Origin of the sequence: Putridiphycobacter roseus (assembly GCF_003234935.1) — a bacterium.
GTDB lineage: Bacteria > Bacteroidota > Bacteroidia > Flavobacteriales_D > Crocinitomicaceae > Putridiphycobacter > Putridiphycobacter roseus.
Genome location: NZ_QKSB01000001.1, coordinates 377,256 through 402,946, shown reverse-complemented (window position 1 = coordinate 402,946; position 25,691 = coordinate 377,256). Strand labels below are relative to the sequence as shown.

Below are 25,691 nucleotides of genomic sequence, written 5' to 3'. Positions count from 1 at the left end.
GCTTTGAATACCATTTTTAAATACCTAAAAGGGGATAAGAACATCTGGGTAATTACCTTATTGTTGGGCATATTATCTATTGTTTCTGTCTTTAGCTTTATACCAATTTTGGTAAAGGTTAAGGGCTTGAGTTATTCATTTTTATTTTTTAAACATTTTATATTATTAGCACTTGGTTTTGTAATCATGTTTGTCATCCATAAATTACCTTTTAGGGTTTTTTCAAAGCTCTCAAAATTAATTTTTTATGTGGCAATCATTTTACTGGTGTTGACTATGTTTGTTGGTGAAAGTGTGAATGGTGCAGATCGTTGGTTGAAAATTCCACTTGTTCCTTTTTCTTTTCAAACTTCAGATTTTGCCAAATTAGCTTTGGTGCTTTATTTGTCCAAACAATTGGTGAAGAGAAGAAATGAGTTTGGGGATTTAAAAATAGTAGGACGGCATATATTGCTACCTATAGCGCTTACCGTCTTTTTGATTTTACCGTCTAATCTGTCTACCGCATTGATTATTGGTATGATCGCATTTGTATTGATGATATTTGCACAATTCCCATGGAAATGGATTGGCTTGTCTGTTGGTACCGGTGTTATGGTGTTTTTAATGTTGCTGCAAATTGCAAAATATTATCCACAGGCACTACCTAGGGTGAATACGTGGAATAATAGAATTGAAAATATGTTCACTGCAGAAGAGAACCCGCAAGAGCAGATGCAGATTAATAATTCTTTACTGGCGATTAAAAATGGTAGCTTTATTGGAAAAGGTCCGGGTAATGGCGAGTTGAAAAGATACATTCCGGAAGCATATGCCGATTTTTATTTTGCAGCACTTGTTGAAGAGGGTGGATTGGTATTGGCTTTGGTGTTAATTAGTTTGTATTTGATGTTGTTTTATCGCATGATTAGAATTGCCTTGAAAATTCAGGAAAAAAATGAGTATGCAGCCTTAGTGGTTATTGGTATTGGTTTGATTATTATGTTTTCAGCTATTGTGAATATGTTAGTTTGCACAAAATTAATTCCAGTTACGGGTCAAAATATGCCTTTGTTGAGCATGGGGGGAACTTCTGCTTGGTTTACGGCAATAGCATTAGGTATTGTGCTTAGTGCAAGTAGAGAACTTGAAACAAAAAGTAGTGAATCGATAGTAGGGTCGAGTTCTTTACAAAATGCAGTGAGCTAATGACGAAACTAAAGAAAGTGATAATCAGTGGAGGTGGAACAGGAGGACATATTTTTCCTGCCATTGCGATTGCGAACGAAATTCAAGCAAAATATCCAAATGCTGAAATTTTATTTGTTGGCGCTGAAGGTAAAATGGAAATGGAAAAAGTGCCACAGGCAGGTTATCAAATTATTGGTCTCCCAATCCGTGGTTTACAAAGGAAATTAACCCTTGAAAATTTAAAGTTTCCATTTAAATTAATGGCCAGTCTTTTTAAGGCTAAAAAGATTGTTAAAACTTTCCAGCCTGATGTTGCTATTGGGGTCGGTGGGTATGCAAGCGCAGCTATAGTTAGGGTGGCAGCCAAAAAAGGAGTTCCTACTTTAGTCCAGGAACAAAATTCCTTTCCAGGTATCACCAATAAGTGGTTGGCTAAAAAGGCAAAGAAAATTTGCGTAGCCTATGATGGGTTAGAACGTTTTTTTCCGAAAGAAAAAATTGTGAAAACCGGTAACCCTGTCCGGAATCATGTAGTCGATATAAAGGGTAAAAAAGAAAAGGGAATTAGACATTTTGGGTTACTGCCAAATAAAAAAACAGTTTTGGTTATTGGAGGGAGTCTAGGTGCAGGTACTATTAATAATAGTTTAAGTCAGCGCATTCAAGAGTTGTTGGATGCAGATATGCAAGTGATTTGGCAATGTGGAAAATTTTATTTTGAAAATTTAAAACCATTACGAACAAAATTAGATTCGAAACAGGTGTATTTGAATGATTTTATTTTTGAAATGGATTTAGCATATGCTGCGGCAGATTATATTGTATCACGTGCTGGTGCTATGTCGGTTTCTGAGTTGTGCTTAGTAGGTAAGCCAACTATTTTAGTGCCTTCACCAAATGTTTCAGAAGATCATCAAACTAAAAATGCCATGGCATTGGTACAGCAAAATGCGGCATTATTAGTGAAAGATAGCGACGCAGTTAGTGCGTTAATTCCAAAGATTATGGAATTAAATAAAGATTTCAAATTACAAGAGTCTTTGTCCGAAAATATATTAAAACTTGGTGTTGCAGATGCACCGGCTAGAATATTAAATGAAATTGAAAAAATTGTATCGTGAAATTAACAAATATCCATAGCATTTATTTTATTGGTATTGGCGGTATTGGAATGAGTGCCTTAGCACGTTATTTTAATGCTAATAATAAAGAAGTGATGGGGTATGATAAAACAGATACAAAGTTAACGCGTGCCTTGGCTAGTGAGGGAATAGCGATACATTATAATGACAGGGGTTTAAAGGCGCTGGAAGGACTTGAGATCGAAAGTACCTTGGTAGTTTATACGCCTGCAGTATCTGAAGGTTTTGAAGAGTTATTGGCCTTTAAAAACGCTGGCTTTAATGTGGTTAAGCGTGCAAAAGCATTAGGTTTATTGTCTAAAAATCAAGAAACTTTTGCTGTAGCAGGAACGCATGGTAAAACAACTACCAGTTCTATTATGGCACATGTGTTATATGAAACAGAAGCTTCGTGTAATGCCTTTATTGGCGGAATAACGACGAATTATAACTCAAATTTCCTAGTGAGTCCTTCTGCAAAAAGAGTGGTGGTAGAAGCTGATGAATTTGACCGTTCATTTTTAGAATTATCCCCAAATTATAGCATTATTACTTCTATGGATGCCGACCATTTAGATATTTATGGGGATGCAAGTGCTTTGGAGAAATCATTTATTGATTTTGCTAATTTAAATAATGAAAAGGGCATTATCATGGTGCAAGATAGTCTTGATTTTAAGGCTTATACTGGAGGTGCGAAAATTTTAACGTATGGCTTAGATGCATATGAAGCCGATTGGTTTGCTAGGAATATTCGTTACGAAAATGGCAGGACTTATTTTGATATTCATACCAAAAATACACGTTTTATAAGTATAGAGTTTGGTTTACCAGGTAGACATAATGTAGAAAATGCTTTGGCAGTTTTTGCTTTGTTATATGAGTACGGTGTTGCGGAAAGTACCCTTAGAAATAGCTTTAAGACCTACTTAGGGGTGAAAAGAAGATTTGAGTTTCATTTGCAAACGGAAAAAATGATAATCATTGATGATTATGCGCACCACCCAAGTGAGATTACTGCATTTCTTAACTCTGTGCGGTCTATCTATGAATACAAAAATATTACTTGTGTTTTTCAGCCCCATTTGTTTAGTCGTACCCAGGATTTTATGGATGAATTTGCTGTGGCTTTAAGTTTGGCAGATAAGGTTTATTTATTGGATATTTATCCTGCAAGAGAAATGCCAATTCCAGGTGTTACGAGTGAAGTATTATTAGAGAAAATTAAAGGTAGATATAAATACTATTCAAGTAAAGCTACCATAGTGGAAGATTTGAAAAAGTCTAAACAAGAGTTGATTGTAATTGTTGGGGCAGGAGATATTGATAGTTGTATTGAGCCTATTGTAGCAGCATATACACCAAAGGGAAATGAATAGCTGGTTGAAAAACATATTGTGGCTTTCTTTCGTCATTTTGATCATTGTATTGATGAGTTTTGTCAAACGATCAAAGAATAATCGTTTAATGGGTTTGCCAACTATTACTATTGATATGTATAAGGAACAGCTTTTTTTAAATGAAGCGGATGTACTTTATAAGCTAATGGATAAGCAATTAGTAGGAGAAGATTTTAAATATTCGGACATAAATTTTGAAGAAATAGAGGCTTATTTAAGCAGTTTAAATGAAATAAGTGCAGTTAAAGTATTTGCAAATGTAGGAGATGAATGGGGTATTCATATTGCACTACGTCAGCCTATTGCAAGGATATTTAATTTGGATGGTTCTAGTTGTTATATTGATAAAGATGGTAGTTTGATGCCTTTGTCTGATAATTATGTAGCACATGTTCTCACCATCAATGGGTTTGTGAATGAAACCAATTTTAATAAAAATATTATAGATGTAATGAACAATGACAGTTTGAAAACTATTGAAATCATTGATGATTTATACGATATTTCAAACTATGTTTGTTCTGATAAGTTCTTTTCTTCCCAAATTACACATGTTTACGTCAATGCGAATAAAGAATTTGAGTTTATACCTAGAGTGGGTAGACAAAGGATATTGTTCGGGTCAAGTGAGGATTTGACAGGGAAGTTTAAGAAGTTAAAAGTGTTTTATAAAGAAGGAATGGCAAAAGCAGGATGGGGAAAATACGACACGATAAATGTGAAGTATAAAAACCAAATTGTTTGTTCAAAAAGATAATGTATGTCTGAAATTATTGTAGGGTTAGATATTGGTACCACAAAAATAGCTTGTTTTGTTGGTCGAAAAACGGAACATGGTAAAATTGAAATTTTATCCATGGGGAAATCAGAAAGCGTTGGTGTTTCAAGAGGAATGGTATCGAATATTGAAAAAACGGTACAATCCATCAAGGCGGCAATTGAGGAGGCTCAAAATAGAATTGAAGGGAGCTTAAACATAAAATTAGTCAATGTGGGGATCGCCGGTCAGCACATTTCTAGTTTACAGCACCGTGGAATGTTAACGCGTGATAATTTAGATACAGAAATTTCTCAACTAGACATTGATAGTTTGGTAGAAGATATGTACAAATTAATCATGCAACCAGGCGAGGAAATTATACATGTTTTACCACAAGAATATATTGTGGATTCAGAACAAGGGATTAAAGATCCTATTGGTATGTCAGGTATTCGTCTCGAAGCAAATTTCCATATCATTACTGGAAACATTGGTGCTGCGAAGAACATTAAAAAATGCGTGGATAAAGTCGACTTAATTGTGGATGAAATGATATTAGAGCCGTTGGCATCTTCTGAAGCAGTATTGAATGAAGAAGAAAAAGAAGCAGGCGTAGTATTAGTGGATATCGGAGGTGGTACAACAGATGTTGCTATTTTTCAAGATGGCATCATAAGACATACTGCTGTTATTCCATTTGGAGGAAATGTAATCACTGAGGATATTAAAGAAGGTTGTACGATCATGAGTCGCCAATCTGAAATGTTAAAAGTTAAATTTGGATCTGCTTTGGCAAGTGAATGTCAAGACAATGAGATTGTTTGTATTCCTGGTCTAAGAGGAAGAGATCCACGTGAGATTTCAGTTAGAAATTTGGCTTCCATTATTCAAGCAAGAATGGAAGAAATTATAGAGCATGTGCACTATGAGATTAAAAATTCTGGATTTGAAAAAAAATTAATTGGTGGTATTGTAGTCACTGGTGGTGGTGCTCAATTAAAGCACGTTACACAATTGTTTGAATACATTACAGGCATGGATACTAGAATTGGATATCCAAACGAGCATTTAGCACCTTCTACTAAGATAGAAAATATTACTAGCCCTATGTACTCTACTGGTATTGGACTTGTGATTAAAGGTTTCCAAAAATCAGCGAAATTACCGGTGATTGAAAATGAAAAAGCAGCTAAAAATCATTCTACCAAAAGAAAAGGAAGCTTTTTTGAATCTATTGTAAACCGAAGTAAAGCTTGGTTTGAAGAGGAAGATTAAAGGAGTAAAATAGACGCAACTTAAATAATAGTTGCAAAATAGAAAAATAGAATTAATCAGAAATTAACCATTTCTGAAGAGATATAAAATTAAAGATTACAACAAAAAACCAAGCATTATGGAATTTGACTTACCAAAAGACCAATCATCAATTATTAAAGTAATTGGTGTAGGAGGTGGAGGCGGAAACGCAGTTAACCACATGTATAACCAGGGTATCAAAGGTGTTGATTTTATTATTTGTAATACGGATCAACAAGCGCTAGATATTAGCTCGGTTCCTATTAAAATTCAGTTAGGTGCAAGCTTAACTGAAGGACGAGGCGCAGGGGCTATTCCTGAAATTGGAAAAAATGCAGCCATTGAAAATATTGAAGAAATTAAAGATATTTTAGGGGTATCCACAAAAATGGTATTCATCACTGCAGGAATGGGTGGTGGAACCGGAACAGGTGCAGCACCAGTGATTGCTAAAGTTGCTAAAGAAATGGGTATTCTAACGGTTGGAATTGTTACTGTTCCTTTTGGTTTTGAAGGTCGTAAAAGAAAAATTCAAGCTGAAGAAGGTTTGGAAGAGTTACGTAGATCGGTTGATACTTTACTAATCATTAATAATGATAGATTAAGAGATATGTTTGGTAACCTTTCTTTGGGTAACGCATTTTCTCAAGCAGATAATGTACTGGCAACTGCCGCGAAGGGAATTGCTGAAGTTATTTCAGTAACTGGTGCAATAAACGTCGATTTTAATGATGTGAATACAGTAATGCGTGATAGCGGTGTAGCTATTATGGGATCAGCAACTGCAGAAGGAGAGAACAGAGCAATGGATTGTGTTAAACGTGCATTATCTTCTCCTTTGTTAAATGATAATGATATTACTGGAGCTCGTTATGTTTTGTTAAACATAACTTACGGTACAAAAGAAGTGTTGATGGATGAAATTGGTGATATCACGGATTATATCCAAGACGAAGCTGGCTCTACAGCAGATGTAATTTGGGGACATGGACAAGACGATTCTTTGGGAGAAGGTTTGTGTGTGACTTTAATTGCGACTGGTTTTAATACCTCTCCTGTTACCGGTTTTGAAAAAGAACCAGAAAAGAAAATGCATACCTTAGAAGATGCAAAAGCTACTGTTGTCTCTCAGCCTATAGAATCACCAGTGCAAGAGAAAAATGATTATGTGGAGCCTGCAACTGAAGTGCAAGAGCCGTATGAAGAACCTTTTTTGAAAGTAAAGGAAGAAGATACTGAGCAAACTGAAATAAATTGGACATTTAACGAAAATGTAAATCAGAAAGCAGAAGAAGTAGAACCGGAAACCGAAGAAAAAGAAGAGGTTATTCGTCATTATTTAACCGACGAAATTGAAGAAAAAATAGAATTAGAGACTACTGCACCAAAAGTAGTATTATCTAAAGTGGAACAAGAAAGAAGAGCGAAAGAAAGAATGGAAAGAATTCAAACTTACACTTCTAAATTGAAATCTTCTAATGGTATTAATGATTTAGAAAAAGAACCTGCTTATAAAAGAAGAGACATTAGATTTGATGATGTAGCACACTCTTCTGATGAACCAAAAAGTAAATTTACAGTTTCTGAAACAGAAGAAAACGGAGAAAAAAGATTTGGATTAAGAGAAAACAATTCTTTTTTACACGATAACGTTGATTAATAAATAGTATATAATTTATCATTCAACAAAAAGCCAATGACGCATGTCATTGGCTTTTTGGCTTTATAAAAACAAATTACCAAACAAATTGTCCTATTTAAGGTTTGTTATTAGCTCGAACTGACTTTGCGTTTTGTTGTTCTGGCTTAATTTAAGAAGGGAGTACAAGGCTATGGTGGGTTATTCATTTATTATTTAATAAAATGTTTTATATTAGCGTTTTAGACATTTTTGTAGAAATTGTGTTTATATTGTAAATAATATTTTGGTAAATAGGTAGGTGAAAAACAAAAATAAATTTTATATATTATTTAGCACGGTCTTAGTTTTAATCGTATTAAATCAGTCTTTTATACAATATTTTTTACATACGAAGAAAGATGAAGCCTTATTAATAAATATTGCGGGCCAACAAAGAATGTTAAGCCAAAGGGTTAACCAATTAAGCTATAGGAGTATAAAGTTTGGGGGGAGATACTACCAAGATCTACAGCATTCTTTAGTAGATTGGCAAAGTTCGCATTTAAGAATAATGAATGGAGATGACTTTATTTCAAAAACAAAAAATAAGGAAATAAAAGAGAAGTTAAGGTATACCTATAATATCATCTTATCGGTGGACTCTATTTTAACTAATGCTAAGGTTATTGATACTTTTGTTTTAGTAGCTTTAAATAAAAAGGTAGATGCTTTTTTACCTGTAATGAATGATATTGTCGGCGATTTTGAAGCAGAAGCAGATCAAAAGTTAAACTATATCATCCTTTTGGAATTATTTTTCTCCATGATCACCATTATCGTCATCTTTATAGAGTTTCGCTTAATAATAAAACCTTCTTTTGATAAAATATTAGAACAGAATAATGCGCTCAAAAAAATTGCATGGCATCAATCCCATGACTTAAGAAGGCCTGTTGCAAATATTTTGGGTTTGATTAGAATGTTAAGGGCTTCCCCGGAGATAAAATCAGAGGAAAATGTCAAAACACTAAATTATTTACAAGATTCTGCGGAACAATTAGAAAATACTATTGATGTAGTCGTTGAAAAATCTGATGCAGTAAGAGAGGTGGAAGATTAATTTCACCATTTTTAAAGTCATGGGTAAGGTAAAAACTAATAGGACAAATAAAGCCAATATTTTTCTTCTTATTTTTAAGGTAAAAGAAAATAAAAACAGGAATAAAAAACCTTGAATACAGACCTTGAGTTCAATAGGTATTACCGCTAATTTACCCCTTTGAATATTTTTTGAGAATCCCCTTTCTATCCCGTTTTATATGCTATATTAGCATAAAACATAACTAAAAATAGTAGGTTTTGTTAGTGTTAAAAAGGAGAAATAAAAAGGCGAATAGAATTTATGAAAAGTAAGGGTAAGTTTTATTTATTATTTATTGTTTTAATTGGTTTAATAATAGTAAGTCAGGGGTATACTCAGTATTTTTTGCATCACAAAAGAAAAGATTCTATTACCATTAATTTAGCAGAGAGGCAAGGAATGTTAAGCCAACGTGTAAATCAATTAAGTTATAGATGTGTAAAATACGGTGGTAAATATCACCAGGATTTGTTTCAAGCTTTGAAAGTTTGGAGAATTTCACACAAACGAATAATGGCTGGTGTTCAGCGGGCAAGTATTTCTAAAACTTTAGATGCGGTCATCTATCATAAATTACAAAATACCCTGCTTATAATTAATAAGATAGATTCAATTTTAGCCAATAGCAGTAAAATTGACAACTTTGTTTTGATTTCTGTAAATCAACTTGTGGATAGTTTTTTACCACAAATGGAAGTTGTAGTAAAGGCTTTTGAGGGGCAATCTGACGAAAAATTGTCGAATTTAGTTTTGTTTGAATTTTTATTGACCATTGTTACTTTAATCGTAATATTTACCAAATTAGGAATTGTAAAACCAGCATTTGATAAAGTGTTGGCACAGAATAAGGCGCTTAAAAAAATTGCTTGGCAACAGTCTCACGAACTTAGAAGACCGGTCGCAAATATTTTGGGTTTGATTGAAATATTAAAATCTAAAACTGATATTACGGACAAAGATTTAGTAGAAACTTTAGATTATTTGTATAGTTCGACTAAAGAATTAGATGAAGAGATAGAAAAAATTGTAACTAAATCGAATCAAAATAGTCGGGCTTTAAGAGCTTAAGTCGTGTTTTTTCAAAATAAGAATTGCTTTAAAATTTAATGCTTATTGTGTATCTCAGCACTTGAATTAGTGCTTTATTATTTCCAATTTCATGGTATTAATTTTCCGTTTTTAAAATTAATGTAGCACCTTTATGGTCAGATTTATATGGCACTATTTTTGTGTGGATATGTGAGGATGAATTAGGAAAAAACAAATAATTATGAAGGTATTTACAATTTTACTTCTACTTAGTGCAGGATCAGTGTTTGGACAGGTAAATGGAGATAAGGATAAAGATTTTTTGAGGAATTATAAGGCACCTGACTTTAAATTGAAACAGCTCGATTTAAAATTTGCTGCCCAAGGAAGTAGCATAAATAGCTATGGGTATAAAAACAATTATTTTGGTGAAAATACGGATTTGTATTATGCCCAATATTCGAATTCACAGAAGTACCAAGGTAATTTGTCTGCAAACTTCTTATCCAATATTAATTGGAGTAAAGGTGGTGGTTCAGAAAAAACTTTTACAGCAACAAGCGTCTATTTTAGTACGCAAAATCGTTTTTATTTTAAACCAAAATGGTTTGTCGGGGTTCATGGTTTTGTAAATATTACACATACTTATTCCAATCAAACTGCTGTTATTCCACAAAGTGTTTTTGGTGGTGATTTAGTACCATTAGTTTCCATAGGAAATGGCAGATTGGAACCCATTCAATATGCTAGAAATGCAATGGATATTGAAAAACTATTGTCTAAGGGCAATAGACTTTCAAAATCGTATAGTATTGGAGAGTTGACCGTGATTGCGGATAAGATTGCTGAAATTAACAATGTTCGTTATTTTGATTATCGTTTACGTAGAATCGAACAGTTTGAAGCCTTAGATAAAACCATGCAGACTGTAGGAGGGGTATCCGAATTTGATATTACTTATTTTGCGTATTTAGCAGATGCTTATTTGTATGCTAAAAATTTTGTTAGATATAGTGGTTTTAGACAAGAATTGGGAATTTTACCAATTGGCGGATTCTATAAAATGAATTATGATATTCCGGCAAGTTATGCCGTACAACATAATTTCAATGCCAATGTATTAGGGGCGGATTATTATCAGAATAGTTTGTTTACCGGATTTGATGTAGCCATTACTGGAGGATATGAGTTAGGATTGTACCCTACCACTAGAACTAATTTTAATGCAGGTATTCAAGTGGGGACTTCTCTTGTAAATCAAGATTTTGGAGCAACACTTTATACCAATAGTTATGTGTACTTGTCGCCAAGATTTAGGTTGTCTTTTGAAGCAAACATAAATGTAGGGACTGGGACTGTGGCTACCGATATGAATTATTTTTTCGGACCTGAATCTGTTGCACCCAATGGACATAATTTTAATGGTAAGGTTGGACTTTCCTATGCTATTTTTTAAGTTTATTTTAATAAAGATATATTAATATAATGTACCTTGGGTTAAAAAAATATGGCCATTATTAAACCTGCAAATTTGCATCCAGATGCTTATTTCACCCATTATATCAACCTAGCAGAAGGTAATGATTTGTTACCTTCTCTAGAATCAAGCAAAGCGCAAACGATTCGTGTGTTGGAATCTATTTCTTCACGTCAAGAAGGTTATCGATATGCGCCTAAAAAGTGGACGGTGAAACAAGTGTTTCAACATATAAACGATACGGAACGCATCATGGCTTATCGTGCACTTCGTTTTTTGAGGAAAGATATAACCGAACTTAAAGGGTATAATGAGGATGATTTTGCAACAGAAGACAGCAGTGAAGAATTGTCGCTAGCCGCAATTCAATCTGAGTATGTAGCCATTCGTGAAGCAACGATTCAATTGTTTGAAAATGCGAACATAGACAATATAGATTTTGTGGGTACCGCAAATCAAGTGAAGTTGACACCTCGCATGATTGGGTGGATCATAGTCGGTCATAGCGTACACCATCAAAATGTAATTCATGATCGCTATTTAAACAATGACTAGAATATAATCGTAAAACGACGAGTATGTCGTCGTAAATATTTATCTTTACTTGATATGTGTGGAAGATATGTTTTAGTCAGTGAAGTGGAAACGGTAGAAAACACCTTTAATGTGCAGTTGATGCCTGGACTTTCTCCTGTACATAATCCAAATATTTCAGCTGGAGAAAAGGGAATGGTGATTACAGATGCCAATCCAAAAAACATTCAAAACTTTACCTTTGGTTTTACGCCGCATTGGGCAAAAAAACAGGCTTATATTTTAAATGCCCGCTCTGAAGGAGATCACAATTCTGAAGATGCACGTAATTTTCGTGGGTCTAAAGGGATTATCTATAAACCCATGTTCCGTCAATCTATTCGAAAAAAACGTTGTTTGGTTTTGGCAAATGGATTTTTAGAAGGACCTAAAATTGAAAAATTAAGTCAACCTTATTTGGTGTATCCCGAAGGGGAGGAGTTAATAGCCTTTGCAGGAATTTGGGATGAGTGGGTAGATAGTACCAACGAAACACATGTGCATTCTTTTGCTATTTTAACACGGGCAGCTGACGACGTCTCTGCGGCCATCCACCATCACCGGGCACCAATTGTAATGAATCCCTCGGAATATGAGAATTGGTTAAATCCTGACTTGGATTTAGCTGATGTTTTAAAAAGTTTAGATGTCTTACCTGATTTTAGACTGAATGCATACCCTGTTTCTCCTAAAATAAAGAGACCAAAAAGTAAAGGACTTGGCTTGCTGCAACCAATAGGTGAACCCATTTTTAAAAGTGATGGTTTTGTTGTTTCTCAAAAATTAACCCTTGAAGGGATGGGAGAATCACCTGCAAAAACCCGTAGAAAAAAGGGAGATGAAAATCAGTTGTCTCTTTTTTAAAATTCTTTAGCCTATTTTAATGGCTTTCAAATAATCTTGAATTGCCTTTACTGAAAGCAAAGGCGCCGAGCAGGTTGTTGCCGTGCAAAAAAAGGTGGTGTTTACTTCAATTTTACCATAACGTGCTGCAATTTTTGATGGGACCTCGCCTATTGGATAAGCTTCAATTTGAATGTAAAATGGTAGTTGATGTAAAGCCGCTTTTGTTGCTGCTTGCCTAGCTATTTTTCCATCATAAAAAATGACAGCATGTAAGGGTTCATTTTCTAACTCTTCTTGTATGGTCAGTAATTCAACTTCACGGTATATTTCTCCACTTAATACTTTGCCTAATAAATTTTGATGTATGGCTTTGGCCAGTGTTTTATATGCGTTATTTTCTAATACATGCCCGGCATAATTTAACAATCTACACCATTCCATATTTTCGTTAATAATGGGTTGTGGTGGAAGGCCATTGTTTTTTAAATAGCTTATTGCCAAGTCTCCTTCTTGGTATAGAACCATCATGGTATCGATCATTTTTTTCGCTTCATCAATATACTGCTTGTCTTGGGTTACCTTGTATAAATCGAAATTGGCTTTTAATATTTTTAAATTATCATCCAAGGCAAAGGTTTCGTTTTTACCAGCTCCGTGTGCATATAATAGATTGCTGTTTTTTCTATTGCTTTTTAAATAATCGTAGTTATTTATTGCTTGTGTCAAATAGTTGTTGTCGGCCGTACAAATCCATAAGTTGACCAAGGCATTGATCATATAGGCATTCGAATTGGTGTATGTATTGGTATCCACCTTAGGCATTCCTTTTTTTAATCGTTCTGCTTTCGAAAGTTTAAAGTATTCCTCCGAATGTTCTCCTGGAATTAAATCAGCATCTTGGGCACTATAAAATAGTGGATTGGTTCCCTTTAAATATGCATTGCAATAATTAATGATGGCGATTGCTTTTGTCAAGGAACTTTTTCTGTCTCTAAACTGATAATCTTGACAAAATATTTGAATGTATCTCGCCTGTCTTGCCAACAATTTTTCAAAGTGCTGGTGGGTCCATTTTCTATAGGTTGAATATTGGTAAATGCCACCAAATTCAGGATCCACTAAATTATAGGCGCCATAAATACTCAAGTCAATCCATCTTTTAATGGAATCTGAAGGGTGTTTCATGGCATATTCAAAACTCGGATAACTGATGGATTTCATATTTGAATTTGCCCCTCCAATTTTATAGTCTAAGCTTTTATAATACCTTTTTTCAAGCAAGGCTTGTGGGGAAGCATTGGGGTATGTCTTCTTTGGCTTTTCGTCTGCATTGATAACCTCTCCATTTTTTACTCTGTCTAAAATGCGCAAAAATTCTGCAGGTTCAATATAACCAGCATTTTTAAAAACTTCTTCTCCTGTTGACGAAAAAATAATGGTAGCAGGCCAGCCGTATTTTCGGTACCTATTGGCCAATTCTGGGTTGGCATCTTGGTCGGTTTTTACAGCAATAAAGGCTTCGTTTAAAGTGGCAATCACTGTTGGGTTGGCATAAGTAGAATCGTCCATTACATGACACCAATGACACCAGTTTGCTTTTAAATCCAAGACAATAAACTTGTTGTTTGCTTTTGCTTCTTCAAAAAGTGCGGCACCAAAAGTCTGCCATTCAATCACTTGTTTTTCTTCCTTTTCTTCGGCTTGTCCACAAGCTATTAAAAGCCCCGCAGTTAACAAATACAACAGTATTTTCTTCATGGGATTAAGGTAGTTTTTTTTGTTGAGTGTAGTATTAATTATTATTGAATGTTCTGTTTCAATGTCTTCTCTTGTTAGCATTGTTTGGTTTAATAGATAAAATAAAAAGATTAAAATTTAATCAATAAAAAGATTAATAATTAATCAAAAATAATGTAGTTTTGTAAAACAATCCGGCACCGAAGTAGCATAAAAAAACCTGAATAAAGCATTTGGGGAATTATAACTTATTAATACTTAATTAAGCGGTGCTTTTAAATACTCATACCTATTACAGTTTGCGTTATGGCATATTAAGTGTCGACCAATTATTACAGTTGGGTACCATGCATGGACATGCTGTTATGGCTTTAACCGACATCAATACCACTTCGGCTTGTGTGGATTTTATTCGCTTGGCAAAAAAGCAACAAATTAAACCTGTTTTAGGGGTTGATTTTAGGGTGGGGATTGACCAAAAACAGGTTGTGTTGGCACAAAATAATATCGGTTTTCAACAAATCAACACCTATTTAACGGCTTTTTTATTGGCTAAAAATGAGGATGAAAGGGAGGTGCTTTTTGAAAGATCTGATCTTTCTCAATGTTTTATCGTTTACCCTTTTTCAATTGAAAACAGCAGGCGATCATTAAAGGGGAATGAGTTTGTAGGGGTGGCCATCAATGATTTGTCTCAGCTATCATTGAAAAAAATTCCGACCCATAAAATGGTGGTCATGCAAACGGTTACTTTTACGAACAATCGCTCCCACAACATTCATCAATTATTAAGGGCAATAGATTTAAATGTCTTGTTAAGTATGCTTAAACCTGAAGCAGTAGCCAAAAGATCTGAAGCTATGATTGGACGAGATACTCTGCTAAGTCAGTTTGAAGCATATCCTGAAATTATTGCGAATACCCAATACTTGCTCAATCAATGTCATGTCCATTTTAACATTGCACCACATGCCGAAAATGAAAATTTAAGTGTTTTTCAAACCGACCAAGCTAACGATATTATATTATTGAGGGAATTGGCCTATGCTGGTATTAAAAAACGCTATCAAAAAATAACAGATGAGTTGTTAGCGCGGATTGAAATGGAATTGAAAATGATTCAAGCGAAGTCTTTTGTTTCTTATTTCTTAATCAATTGGGATATTATTACTTATGCAAATCAACAGGGTTATTTTCATGTTGGACGGGGGAGTGGTGCGAATAGTCTGGTAGCTTATTTATTAGGAATTACAGATGTGGATCCCATGGAACTGAATCTTTATTTCGAGCGTTTTATCAACTTGTACCGTACCAGTCCGCCCGATTTTGACTTGGATTTTTCTTGGCAAGACCGAGAAGATGTCACCCGTTATATTTTTGAAAAATACCCGAATGCAGCCTTAGTTTGCACCTATAATACCTTTCAATATAAAGGGCTGGTGCGGGAATTAGGAAAAGTATTTGGATTACCAGTAAGCGACATTGAAAAACTGAGTCGTGGCCATTTTGTCGTAAGTGAGTTGGATAGTATTTCGAAACAAATTATTCGCTATGCCCATTACATGCAAAATTTCCCCAGTTACTTGAGTGTGCACGCGGGAGGAATCATTATAGCCGATAAACCCATTGCTTATTTTTGCGCTACTTTTTTACCACCCAAGGGTTATCCTACCTTGCAGTTCGATATGGTAGTGTCGGAAGATGTAGGCTTGTATAAATACGATATTTTAAGTCAACGGGGTTTGGGTAAAATTAAAGATGCCATTCAAATTGTAAAGGAAAATAAGGGGATGGATGTGTTTGATACTGTGCATGATGTTTTATATTTGAAAAAGGATAAAGTGGTAAATGATTACATTAAAAAAGCCGAAGCTATTGGTTGTTTTTATGTGGAATCTCCCGCCATGCGTATGCTCTTAAAAAAACTGCAAGTCGATAATTATTTGGCTTTGGTAGCGGCAAGTTCTGTCATCCGACCCGGTGTAGCAAAGTCGGGAATGATGAAAACTTATATTGAACGCTTTCGTTTTCCGGAAAAAAGAAAAGATGCGCCCCCTATCATGCTCTCGATTATGCCCGAAACTTATGGGGTAATGGTATACCAAGAAGATGTGTTAAAAGTAGCGCATTTATTTGGTGGCTTAGACCTTGGGGAAGCGGATGTGTTGCGGCGGGGCATGGCGGGTAAATTTCGTTCTCGTGAAACTTTTCAAGATGTGAAAAATAAGTTCTTCAATAATGCCATTGCCAAGGGGCATACACAAACTATGGTGACTGAGATTTGGCGACAAATTGAAAGTTTTGCGGGGTATGCCTTTGCCAAAGGTCACTCGGCTTCTTATGCGGTAGAAAGTTACCAGTCCCTTTATTTAAAGTCTTATTTCCCTTTAGAATACATGGTGGCAACGGTCAATAATGGAGGCGGATTTTATAGTACGGAATTGTATTTTTTAGAAGCCCAAAAGTGGGGAGCAATCCTTCATCCGCCTTGTGTAAATAATAGTGAAAATAAAACCATTATTAAAGGGAAAGACATTTATATAGGCTTTGGGTTTTTACACGGTTTTGAAACAAAGTCAACCCAAAAAATTATCATTGAAAGAAGCGAAAATGGAATTTTTACCAGCTTGTCTAATTTTATTAAAAGGGTAAACATGAGTTTGGAACAATTAATTATTTTGATCAGAATTAATGCTTTTCGCTTTACAAAAGTCAATAAAAGAGAATTGCTTTGGGAGGTGCATTTGTATAAAAATAAACTGGCAGGAGTAAAAACCAAAAGCTTATTCGATATTCCCAATAAAACCTATCAATTTCCTACTCTAGATAGATCTTGGAAGGCGGATGCTTTTGATCAGTTAGAACTTTTAGGGTTTTCCTTGTATTCCTTTTTTCAGTTGCTGGAAAATCCAAATACCAATGAGTTACTGGCAAAAGATTTAAAAGCATATGAAAACAAAGAGGTGTGGCTTAAAGGTTATTTGGTAACGGTAAAAACAACGGGGACAGCCAGTGGGAAAAAAATGTTGTTTGGTACTTTTTTAGACAAAACATTGGGTTGGATTGATACGGTTCATTTTCCCTTGGTAGCAGAAAAATTTCCTATTAGAGGAAAAGGAGTGTACGCCATTAAAGGCACTGTTAAAATTGAATTCGATTGTGTTTCCATTGAGGTAATACGGATTAAAAAGTTGCCCGTGATCGACGATCCTCGTTATGCAGAAAGTAAAGGTGGAAATAGTAAGCCGGTGGTCCCCAAACAAGCAAGTGCATAATTAATTTTCAATTAAAATAGAACATGAACAGATCAATATTGCATATGGATTTGGATACTTTTTTTGTGTCCTGTGAACGATTAATGGATAGTAAACTAGCAGGCAAGCCCGTAATTATTGGCGGCACTTCCGACCGTGGTGTAGTTTCTTCCTGTAGTTATGAAGCCCGTATGTTTGGTGTACATTCAGGTATGCCTATTCGCATGGCCAAGCAACTTTGTCCCGAAGGAATTTACCTCAGGGGGACTTCAGGTATTTACACCAAGTATTCTACTTTAGTTACCGATATTATTCGCGATACTATTCCTGTTTTTGAAAAATCTTCGATTGATGAATTTTATATTGACTTAACTGGAATGGACCGTTTTTTTGGAAATGTAAAGCTGGCTTCAGAATTGAGAAAAAAAATAATCAATGAAAGTGGTTTGCCCATTTCCTTGGGACTTTCATTGAATAAAACAGTATCGAAAATAGCGACCGGGGAAGCCAAGCCCAATAACGAAATTGTGGTAAACGCAGGCGTGGAAAAAAGTTTTTTAGCCCCCTTGTCGGTCCGTAAAATCCCCATGGTTGGGGAAAAAACCTATAAGAGTCTCCGCGATTTAGGGGTAAAGAAAATCGTGACTATACAGGAGATGCCTGTGGATATTTTGAATGGTGTATTCGGCAAAAATGGTAAAGAAATATGGAAAAAAGCCAACGGAATTGACAACAGTCCAGTGGTACCTTATAGCGAACGAAAGTCCATGTCGGTGGAGCGAACTTTTGATAAAGATACTACGGATGATTACTTATTAAAAGGTGTTCTAATGGCCATGGGAGAGCAGTTGACATATGATTTAAGAAAGAAAAATAAGTTAACGGCTTGTATTACGGTTAAGTTGCGTTATTCCGACTTTCAAACCTTTACCAAACAAGCTAAAATTCCCTATACGGCAGCCGACCATGCCATTATTCCGTTAATTCTCGATTTGTACAAGAGTTTGTATACCCGTAGGGTAAGAATTCGGTTGATAGGTATTCGATTCAGTCACTTGGTGGAAGGAGGGCATCAAATTAATTTATTTGAAGACATTAAAATGTTGCAATTGTACCAAGCCATGGATAAAATGAAAGACCGTTACGGAAAAAAAGCAGTGGTAAAAGCAGCAGGTATAGATGTACGAACTATGCGTGATTTTTCATCCTTTAAGGGTTGACTAAAAGCGATTACTAAAAAATTTAATTTAAGAAAGAGGGTAATGTGTTTTACAGTGTCTGATGCTTAGATAATTGTTGTATCATGTCTTTTAACTCCTTCATTTCTTTCATAAGAACCGCAATTTCTTTTTCGGCTTTGATATTGACATTAAAATCATTTTCAGCACGAATTTCAGCTCTTTTAGCTTGAAGATTTTGACCAACCATTAAAAGAGGCATTAAAAATATTTGTATCATATTAGAAATAAAAAGCCAAAGAACAAAAGCAGGGTATGGATCAAATCGGAATTGTATTGGTACAAACATGTTCCATCCTAACCAAAGAAGTGTCCATGAAAATATTATAAAAAAAAAGCCAATAGTACCAATTCTATCAGTAATCCAAATGGCAAAGCGTTCAGTTTTTTTGAGTTTTTCTTTATAAATGTGATTGGTGTTTTTTATTTCCATCATGATATTTTTTTCCTAAAAAGCTTCTATTACTATCTTTAAATCATCTATCCAAAAGTTTCTTTTTTCAGGCATAAACAAATAAGTTTCTATTAAATTTTCAGACAACTGTTGCGGATTAACCCAAAAATGAGCACGATAATGCATCCAACCTGTTTTATCCGATTCATAAAAAGTAGCATTTTCAGGTCGCGAAATATGACGATTGAATAAGGTAAATTCTCCTGATTTTGAGGCCGCAATTTTATGGTTGAAGTAAATGGTAGGATAGTCGGCATCTGGACAATAAATTTTAAAATAAACTTGTATCCTAATTGGTTTTGATCCAGATAAAGGAAAAGAGGGGATAAAAGAAATATACTTGGATTTTCCAGAATTTAAGGATTGTAAGCCGGTTGCAAAATGTGAAGTATCCAAAAATGCTTTGTTATTGGAAGGAATGCCAATTTCAAATTCAAAACTTTCTGTTTGCTGAAAAAGCAAGTCGTGTTTAATAAATTGCTCAAATACCGTTGCAGGTATTATTTTATTATCCAGACAGGTATATTTACTTAAGGTAGCGTAAATACTTAAGCGATTACTCATGCTTTTTAAAAGAGCAGAACTGTCAATCGATTCAAGTACCATATTATCATTAACCTTAAATAATTGACCCGCAGCATAAAAATAATCTTTCCAAAAATAATTATTGAGTAATTTATTCGCTGACATTAACGGGAAGTCAACAGACTTGGTGTTGAAATCAACTAAGGTATCTAAATGGTGAAAATTAGAGATTGGAAAATCGGGAAGTTTTCGGTTGAAATTATATTTTAACAGGGCTTGAAGAGCTACGGGGACATCTTTTTGAGAAGCAACACTTTTAAATTTTTGTGCTTGTTTTAAAAGAGGTGAATAGATGAGTAAAGGGACATGGAATTTTTCTAGCCGAGAATTTTTAGTCATGAATTTAATGGAATGATCTCCAACTATCACAAAAATAGTACGGTCAAAATCTGGCCGTTTTTGATAAGCTTTAATAAATTGCTGTAAAGCATAATCTGCATATAATATTGCGGCAAAATGTTTGGTCATGGCTAAATGCCATTCTTTATCACCCGATACCAAATGGTTAATTCTTGCTTTGGCAAGTTTTTGAAAATATGCTGCATTGCTAAAAGAGTATGGCTCGTGAAAAGATGTGGTTAAAAATAAATTAAAATATGGTTGATGCTGTGGATTAATGGAATCTAAAACATTAAAATAATGTTGAAAAACTATTTGGTCTTCTGCTCCCCAATTGAATTGTTTTTCATTGCCTAAAGAATCGGAAATCGTTTGGTATATATTATTTTGAGGGAAATTAGGTTTTCCAAATAGGTGGTCAAATTTTTGGGTCATTAAGTAGTTTTGCATGTGGTCGAAGGCAATTGGCGCACCACAAAAGAAACTGGTTTGATAATTATTATTCTCTTTGAGCAGTAAGGGAAGAGAAAAATGCAGTGGTATGGCAGCATTTAGGTTTAAAAAACCTTTTGTTCCCTCAGGTACAGCAGCCATTAGATTTGGAATAGCCCCAAAAGTTCTTTCGGCATTGGCAATAAAATTGCTCCAATATAAGCTGTGATCTGTTAAGGAGTCTAAAAAGGGTGTAAAACTACCTAGACGAGCATCTACTCCTGAAAAAATTCTACCCAATGATTCCGAAATAATAAATACAATATTTGGTGCGGTATCTGATTTTGAGAAATAATTACCCAATACATTAGGCAAGGTGTCGTTAGAGAAAAAAGGATACTCAAATAAAGGGGCGTGTGCTTTTAAATGGGTACTTCGATAGGTTTCAATTGCTTTTACAACAGGAGTATTATTAGCAATAGATAGTGCTTTTTTTTCCTGATAATAAGATTGAATAAAAAGGCCAATTTTATTTTTTTGTATGCTAAAATTTAAATCGCTTTTAAACTGTTGTGGTTTGCTAGGAAAGAAGAAAGCTTTGCTAATGCCAAAGATAAAAAGGAGTAAAATAAGGCGTGGAATGCGTTTAAAGAATACTTTTTTACTTACCCAATGGAATATAAAATAAAGCCCAAAAAATAATACAAATACAAAAATTAATTGCCAACTTTCAAAACCATATATTTTTAGAATTTCACCAACTTGTTCAATTCCAGTATTTGTAAATGTAAGGTAGGTAAGTGGGGTTAGAGATTCTGAAAAATAATAAACCAAAGCACCTTCCAATATTCCGTAAAAAACCAGGAGGATAAGGAAAAATGAGTTTGCTAGTTTGGGTCGCAAAATGTAGAAAAGGGTGTAAATGGGCAGCGAGAAGAAAACAAATATACTTACGATACTGATGTCTTCTAATATACCTTTTGCTTGCCACCAATAATAAACAGCTGAAAAACTATGGTGATAGCTTAAAAAAATGGTTTGAAAAAGACGGATAAAAAAGGCCCAAATAAAAAAAACAAACAGCAAAGACAGAAAATGGCTTTGGATGTGTTCTAATTTTAGACGTATATTTTTGAACATAAAAGTAATAACGAAATTATAAAATAATACGACCAAGTTAATGGAAATTATTTTAGGATAATTAGAGGCAGCATATTGTTGTTTTTACTTAAAACAATACAGCATTCATTTCTACCCATAAAATATTTATCTTTGTAAAAAATTAATTGACATGAGCTTAACAGAACAAATTAACAACGATATTAAAACGGCTATGAAGGCCCGTGATTCAAAAACATTAACAGCATTAAGAGATGTAAAGTCAAAAATTTTATTGGAAGCAACTAGTGGCGCAGGTTCAGAAGTAAGTGATGAAGTAGCAGGTAAAATTGTAATGAAATTGTACAAACAAAGAATGGATACTTATGATTTGTATATTAAAGAGGGTAGAGAGGATTTAGCGGAAGATGAATTGTTTGAAGCAAAAGTGATTGAAAACTATATGCCTAAATTAATGAGTGAAGACGAGGTACGTGCTTTTGTAAAAGAAAAGTTGACGCAAATGGGCGCTGCCGGTCCACAAGATATGGGTAAAGTAATGGGGCCAATCATGGGCCAGTTAAATGGAAAAGCTGACGGGAAAATGATTTCAACTATCGTAAAAGAAGAATTGAATTCATAAATAACCTATTTACAATATAGAAAACCACCTTTTTCTGAGAAGGTGGTTTTTTTATTACTTTTATTTTAAATTATACTATGCGGACTATCCTCTTATTATTTCTTTTAAGCTTTTTTTCATTGCTTCATGCCCAAACTAAAGAAGCTTCCAAAATAGAAGCTATTATTCAAATGGGGCATTCCAAAAAAATGACCGCAAGTGATCTTTCAAAGGATGGAAAATATATCGCTACGGGTTCAATGGATCGTTCGATTATCATTTGGGAAAGAAAAACGGGAAAACAAATCAGGGTATTGCATCACCACGTTAAAAGTGTAATTGCTTTACATTTTTCTAGGGACGGAAAAAAAATACTTTCGGCTTCTAACGATAATACCGTGAAACTAACCAATGTTTTGACCGGAGAAGTAATACATTCTTTTAAGCATGAAAAATACGACATTGCAAATGCATATTTTAATGGCGACGAGTCTAGAGTAATTGTTATTGATAAAAGAGACAAGTTTTCAATTTGGGATACTTATTCTGGTGAATGGATTGGTGTTTTTACTAAGAATTATGTCGCTTACGACGAAAATGAAACGGTGAGTTTTAATGGAACAAAGGCATTAACTTTATTGAATAATAAACAAGTTGCTTGTGTGGACTTGACCACTAAAGACACTTTGTTTACATTGCCAGTTGATAATGGATATACTTTGCATTTTAGTGCTAATGGGGCTTATGTGGTAATAGGTTCAGAAAAACTTTTTACCAGTGTATTTGATGCAAATACTGGCGCGTTTTTGCACACGGTAATGACTAATGAGGATATTAAATGTAATGGATGTAAAACCCAAGTTAGAATTACAAAGGACTCAAAGGCTGTTTTTACCATTTCAAATAAAGGAGAAGGTAAGCTCTGGAATATCAAAAACGGAAAAATAATTCAGAAAATTACAGTGCCGAAAGATAGCCCTGACAACATTGTGTTGAGTGATGATTACCAGTATCTATTATTAACCATGAATGATCATATTATGTGGTACCACTTAGGTACGGGCAAGTTGTTGTGGAAAATGGAAAATGAGGATATTGATTATTATGAAATCCATTTATTGGACGGCTATATGTTGCTGCCAGGAGACTATCAAAGTGTAGAGCTATGGTCCTTATTTCGAAAAAAGGCAGTGCAACAATACAGCGGTTATTTAAATCAGCATAGAGCAGATGGATTGTCTTTTAATTATTCCAATTGGATAGATGCGGGCATTTTGCAATACATATCCTATAAAACTGGGCTAGCGATACATCCTACTAAAAATGAAGTGGCCATGGGTAAGATTGATTCTTCGGCAATTGTTTTAGATTTATTGACTGGTAAAAAGGTGAAAACAATCCAAGATGCAGAAAAGGCCAACTTTTGTCAAGACTATAGTGCAGATGGCAAGTGGTTAGCCATTGCTGGAGGAGATCGGATTATTAGGGTATATGATGCTGATAGTTATCAATTAATGCATACTTTAAAAGGACATCAGTCCTTGGTTTTTGATTTGTCATTTGCTGCAGATCCAAATGTATTGGTTTCTGCAAGTTGGGATGGAACGATTAGAACTTGGGATATTGAAAATGAAAAATGGACAGCCGCCATTAAATTAGATAAAGTCTCGCCATATATTGTCCAATTTTCTCCCCATGATTTGTACATTCTTTCAGGAGATTTAGATAAAAGTGTTGATTTTTGGGAAGCAGATACCAAGACTAAGTTTAGAACTTTAATTGGTCATCAAGCACCTATTGCTTCCATAGAATTTTCAGAAAACGGGGAGCAATTGTTAACAGCGAGTTGGGATGGGAAAATCAAATTATGGCACGCGTTAACGGGAATGCAATTGGCAAAGTTTAATGATAAAGGAGCACCAATCTATACTGCCATATTTAGTAAGAATCAAGAACAAATCATTGCCGGTGACGGCGATAGAAAGATTAAATTCTGGAATATTAAATCAGGAAAATTGGTAGTAACATTGAGTGGTCATATCAGTGCGGTTACAGATCTAAAATTGACCAAAGATGGAAAATTGATGGTGTCAAGAGGTGCTAATGGTGAAGTAATTGTATGGGATATGGCAAGTAAAAAACAATTGTATACCTATATGCAAATCAATAGCGAAGATTGGTTGGTAACTACACCTAATGGACAGTTTGACGGCTCCAAAAATGCCTTGAATTTAGTGAACTATGTATCAGGAATGGAAGTGGTGAATATTACCGCTATGTTTGATAGATATTATTCTCCGAATTTAGCCAAAAGAGTAATGGCTGGAGAGAAGATGGAGGATACTGGAGAGAATTTTAATGCATTAATGAAAGATCGACCAGAATTGGCATTTCAAATGTTAAACAGTAAGTCCAGGAATGTTTTTCCAGCTGACTCTACGATTCAAAGTAAAACAAAAGCATTTTCTATAGAAGTGAATGTGTTGGAACACAATAATGAAATAGCAGCAGTTAGAATTTATAACAATGGTAAATTAATCGATAGTGAAAGCAGTTTTAATGATTTGAATTTTAGAGGAGAAAAAGAATATGCCAAGCATTTTGAAATTGATTTGATAGATGGATTGAACAATATTACAGCGGTAGCAGTGGGAAAAAATAAAATTGAATCTGATCCAATTTCCATGCAAGTACTTTTTGATGGTGAAGCAGCAAAGACAGATTTATATATTTTTTCCATTGGAATTAACAGGTATAAAAATCCAAATTACAATTTGACTTATGCGGTCAAGGATGCACAAGATTTTTCTAAGAATTTAGCCAAAGGAGGAACAACTTTATTTAACAAAATAGTTACTTATAAAATTGAAGACGATAAGGCGAATAAAGCAGAGATTTTAGCCGTTTTTGAAAAGATAAAAGCAGAAGTTGGGCCCGAAGATGTTTTTGTTTTTTATTATGCGGGACATGGCGTGATGAGTTTAGGGGATGAAAATGAGGGAGAAAAATTTTACATTGTCACCCATAATATAACCAGTTTTTTCGGTACTGATTTATTGTATGAGGAAGGTATTTCAGCAACTGAATTATTAGATTTCTCCAAAGAAATTGCCGCACAAAAGCAGTTATTTATTCTAGACGCTTGTCATTCCGGTGGTGCTTTGAATGAATTGGCCATGCGAGGTGATGGTCGTGAAAAAGCCATTGCACAATTGGCAAGAAATACAGGGACATTTTTTTTAACGGCGTCGCAAGATGTACAATATGCCAACGAGTCTGGGGATTTAAAGCATGGATTGTTCACTTATGCTTTGTTAGAAATAATTGGTGGCGTAAGTGAAGGAAATAAATTGGATAATAAAATTACAGTAAATGAAATTAAAACCTATGTAGAAGAGCGTGTTCCAGAATTATCTGAAAAATACCATGGCTCCGCACAATATCCAACTAGTTATAGTTTTGGTCAAGATTTTCCAATTGTAATTGTGAAGTGATTAA

Annotated in this window: 18 protein-coding genes; 15 read left to right on the top strand and 3 right to left on the bottom strand. The window is 34.5% G+C overall.

The window, feature by feature from the left end; translation table 11 throughout:
* Window positions 1-3: 3 nt before the first annotated feature.
* From DNU06_RS01670 to DNU06_RS01620, 11 genes are all read left to right on the top strand, one after another.
* Window positions 4-1,188, top strand: coding sequence for an FtsW/RodA/SpoVE family cell cycle protein (locus tag DNU06_RS01670; RefSeq protein WP_111061468.1), 1,185 nt, complete (start codon window positions 4-6; stop codon window positions 1,186-1,188).
* Complete coding sequence (murG, locus tag DNU06_RS01665; protein ID WP_111061467.1) at window positions 1,188-2,291, top strand: undecaprenyldiphospho-muramoylpentapeptide beta-N-acetylglucosaminyltransferase; 1,104 nt, start codon at window positions 1,188-1,190, stop codon at window positions 2,289-2,291. The genes DNU06_RS01670 and murG overlap by 1 nt, the downstream gene beginning before the upstream one ends.
* Window positions 2,288-3,670, top strand: a complete 1,383-nt coding sequence (gene murC, locus DNU06_RS01660; protein ID WP_111061466.1) for a UDP-N-acetylmuramate--L-alanine ligase — start codon at window positions 2,288-2,290, stop codon at window positions 3,668-3,670. Before murG ends, murC begins: the two co-directional genes overlap by 4 nt.
* Window positions 3,663-4,448 carry a cell division protein FtsQ/DivIB gene (locus tag DNU06_RS01655; protein ID WP_146239105.1) on the top strand — a complete coding sequence of 262 codons (786 nt, stop codon included), beginning with the start codon at window positions 3,663-3,665 and terminating at the stop codon, window positions 4,446-4,448. Before murC ends, DNU06_RS01655 begins: the two co-directional genes overlap by 8 nt.
* A gap of 3 nt (window positions 4,449-4,451) precedes the next feature.
* Window positions 4,452-5,726, top strand: a complete 1,275-nt coding sequence (gene ftsA, locus DNU06_RS01650) for a cell division protein FtsA (RefSeq protein WP_111061464.1) — start codon at window positions 4,452-4,454, stop codon at window positions 5,724-5,726.
* Between the two features lie 118 nt (window positions 5,727-5,844).
* Window positions 5,845-7,407: a cell division protein FtsZ gene (gene ftsZ / locus DNU06_RS01645; protein WP_111061463.1), complete on the top strand. Its 1,563-nt coding sequence runs from the start codon at window positions 5,845-5,847 to the stop codon at window positions 7,405-7,407.
* Between the two features lie 280 nt (window positions 7,408-7,687).
* A complete protein-coding gene (locus DNU06_RS01640) occupies window positions 7,688-8,488 on the top strand; it encodes a type IV pili methyl-accepting chemotaxis transducer N-terminal domain-containing protein (RefSeq protein WP_111061462.1) in 801 nt (266 codons plus the stop codon).
* 282 nt (window positions 8,489-8,770) lie between these two features.
* The gene (locus DNU06_RS01635) at window positions 8,771-9,577 is read left to right on the top strand and encodes a histidine kinase (protein WP_111061461.1); all 807 of its coding nucleotides are present in this window, start codon (window positions 8,771-8,773) and stop codon (window positions 9,575-9,577) included.
* Window positions 9,578-9,779: 202 nt separating this feature from the next.
* On the top strand, window positions 9,780-10,994 hold the full coding sequence (locus tag DNU06_RS01630) for a hypothetical protein (RefSeq protein WP_111061460.1): 1,215 nt from the start codon (window positions 9,780-9,782) through the stop codon (window positions 10,992-10,994).
* A gap of 51 nt (window positions 10,995-11,045) precedes the next feature.
* Complete coding sequence (locus tag DNU06_RS01625; RefSeq protein ID WP_111061459.1) at window positions 11,046-11,570, top strand: DinB family protein; 525 nt, start codon at window positions 11,046-11,048, stop codon at window positions 11,568-11,570.
* 54 nt (window positions 11,571-11,624) lie between these two features.
* A complete protein-coding gene (locus DNU06_RS01620; RefSeq protein ID WP_111061458.1) occupies window positions 11,625-12,452 on the top strand; it encodes an SOS response-associated peptidase in 828 nt (275 codons plus the stop codon).
* A 6-nt stretch (window positions 12,453-12,458) separates the two neighbouring features.
* Here DNU06_RS01620 and DNU06_RS01615 read toward each other — a convergent pair whose 3' ends face one another.
* Complete coding sequence (locus tag DNU06_RS01615; protein WP_158526796.1) at window positions 12,459-14,192, bottom strand: DUF255 domain-containing protein; 1,734 nt, start codon at window positions 14,190-14,192, stop codon at window positions 12,459-12,461.
* A 248-nt stretch (window positions 14,193-14,440) separates the two neighbouring features.
* Between DNU06_RS01615 and DNU06_RS01610 the strand changes: the two genes are divergently transcribed.
* Both DNU06_RS01610 and dinB read left to right on the top strand, forming a co-directional pair.
* On the top strand, window positions 14,441-17,446 hold the full coding sequence (locus DNU06_RS01610) for a DNA polymerase III subunit alpha (protein WP_111061456.1): 3,006 nt from the start codon (window positions 14,441-14,443) through the stop codon (window positions 17,444-17,446).
* A gap of 23 nt (window positions 17,447-17,469) precedes the next feature.
* The gene (gene dinB, locus DNU06_RS01605; protein WP_111061455.1) at window positions 17,470-18,645 is read left to right on the top strand and encodes a DNA polymerase IV; all 1,176 of its coding nucleotides are present in this window, start codon (window positions 17,470-17,472) and stop codon (window positions 18,643-18,645) included.
* Window positions 18,646-18,694: 49 nt separating this feature from the next.
* On the opposite strand, the gene DNU06_RS01600 is transcribed toward dinB, so the two are convergent.
* Both DNU06_RS01600 and DNU06_RS01595 read right to left on the bottom strand, forming a co-directional pair.
* The gene (locus DNU06_RS01600) at window positions 18,695-19,099 is read right to left on the bottom strand and encodes a DUF1003 domain-containing protein (protein WP_199398968.1); all 405 of its coding nucleotides are present in this window, start codon (window positions 19,097-19,099) and stop codon (window positions 18,695-18,697) included.
* 12 nt (window positions 19,100-19,111) lie between these two features.
* The gene (locus DNU06_RS01595; protein WP_111061453.1) at window positions 19,112-21,613 is read right to left on the bottom strand and encodes an LTA synthase family protein; all 2,502 of its coding nucleotides are present in this window, start codon (window positions 21,611-21,613) and stop codon (window positions 19,112-19,114) included.
* Between the two features lie 151 nt (window positions 21,614-21,764).
* Between DNU06_RS01595 and DNU06_RS01590 the strand changes: the two genes are divergently transcribed.
* Both DNU06_RS01590 and DNU06_RS01585 read left to right on the top strand, forming a co-directional pair.
* Window positions 21,765-22,214, top strand: coding sequence for a GatB/YqeY domain-containing protein (locus DNU06_RS01590; RefSeq protein ID WP_111061452.1), 450 nt, complete (start codon window positions 21,765-21,767; stop codon window positions 22,212-22,214).
* A 77-nt stretch (window positions 22,215-22,291) separates the two neighbouring features.
* The gene (locus tag DNU06_RS01585; RefSeq protein ID WP_111061451.1) at window positions 22,292-25,687 is read left to right on the top strand and encodes a WD40 domain-containing protein; all 3,396 of its coding nucleotides are present in this window, start codon (window positions 22,292-22,294) and stop codon (window positions 25,685-25,687) included.
* Window positions 25,688-25,691 lie beyond the last annotated feature (4 nt).

Coding starts and splice junctions, on each gene's coding strand:
- DNU06_RS01615 (WP_158526796.1), bottom strand. CDS start 14,192: ATGAAGAAAATACTGTTGTATTTGTTAACTGCGGGGCTTTTAATAGCT.
- DNU06_RS01600 (WP_199398968.1), bottom strand. CDS start 19,099: ATGATGGAAATAAAAAACACCAATCACATTTATAAAGAAAAACTCAAA.
- DNU06_RS01590 (WP_111061452.1), top strand. CDS start 21,765: ATGAGCTTAACAGAACAAATTAACAACGATATTAAAACGGCTATGAAG.
- DNU06_RS01585 (WP_111061451.1), top strand. CDS start 22,292: ATGCGGACTATCCTCTTATTATTTCTTTTAAGCTTTTTTTCATTGCTT.
- DNU06_RS01595 (WP_111061453.1), bottom strand. CDS start 21,613: ATGTTCAAAAATATACGTCTAAAATTAGAACACATCCAAAGCCATTTT.
- DNU06_RS01630 (WP_111061460.1), top strand. CDS start 9,780: ATGAAGGTATTTACAATTTTACTTCTACTTAGTGCAGGATCAGTGTTT.
- ftsZ (WP_111061463.1), top strand. CDS start 5,845: ATGGAATTTGACTTACCAAAAGACCAATCATCAATTATTAAAGTAATT.
- dinB (WP_111061455.1), top strand. CDS start 17,470: ATGAACAGATCAATATTGCATATGGATTTGGATACTTTTTTTGTGTCC.
- murG (WP_111061467.1), top strand. CDS start 1,188: ATGACGAAACTAAAGAAAGTGATAATCAGTGGAGGTGGAACAGGAGGA.
- DNU06_RS01635 (WP_111061461.1), top strand. CDS start 8,771: ATGAAAAGTAAGGGTAAGTTTTATTTATTATTTATTGTTTTAATTGGT.
- DNU06_RS01655 (WP_146239105.1), top strand. CDS start 3,663: ATGAATAGCTGGTTGAAAAACATATTGTGGCTTTCTTTCGTCATTTTG.
- DNU06_RS01625 (WP_111061459.1), top strand. CDS start 11,046: ATGGCCATTATTAAACCTGCAAATTTGCATCCAGATGCTTATTTCACC.
- DNU06_RS01620 (WP_111061458.1), top strand. CDS start 11,625: ATGTGTGGAAGATATGTTTTAGTCAGTGAAGTGGAAACGGTAGAAAAC.
- ftsA (WP_111061464.1), top strand. CDS start 4,452: ATGTCTGAAATTATTGTAGGGTTAGATATTGGTACCACAAAAATAGCT.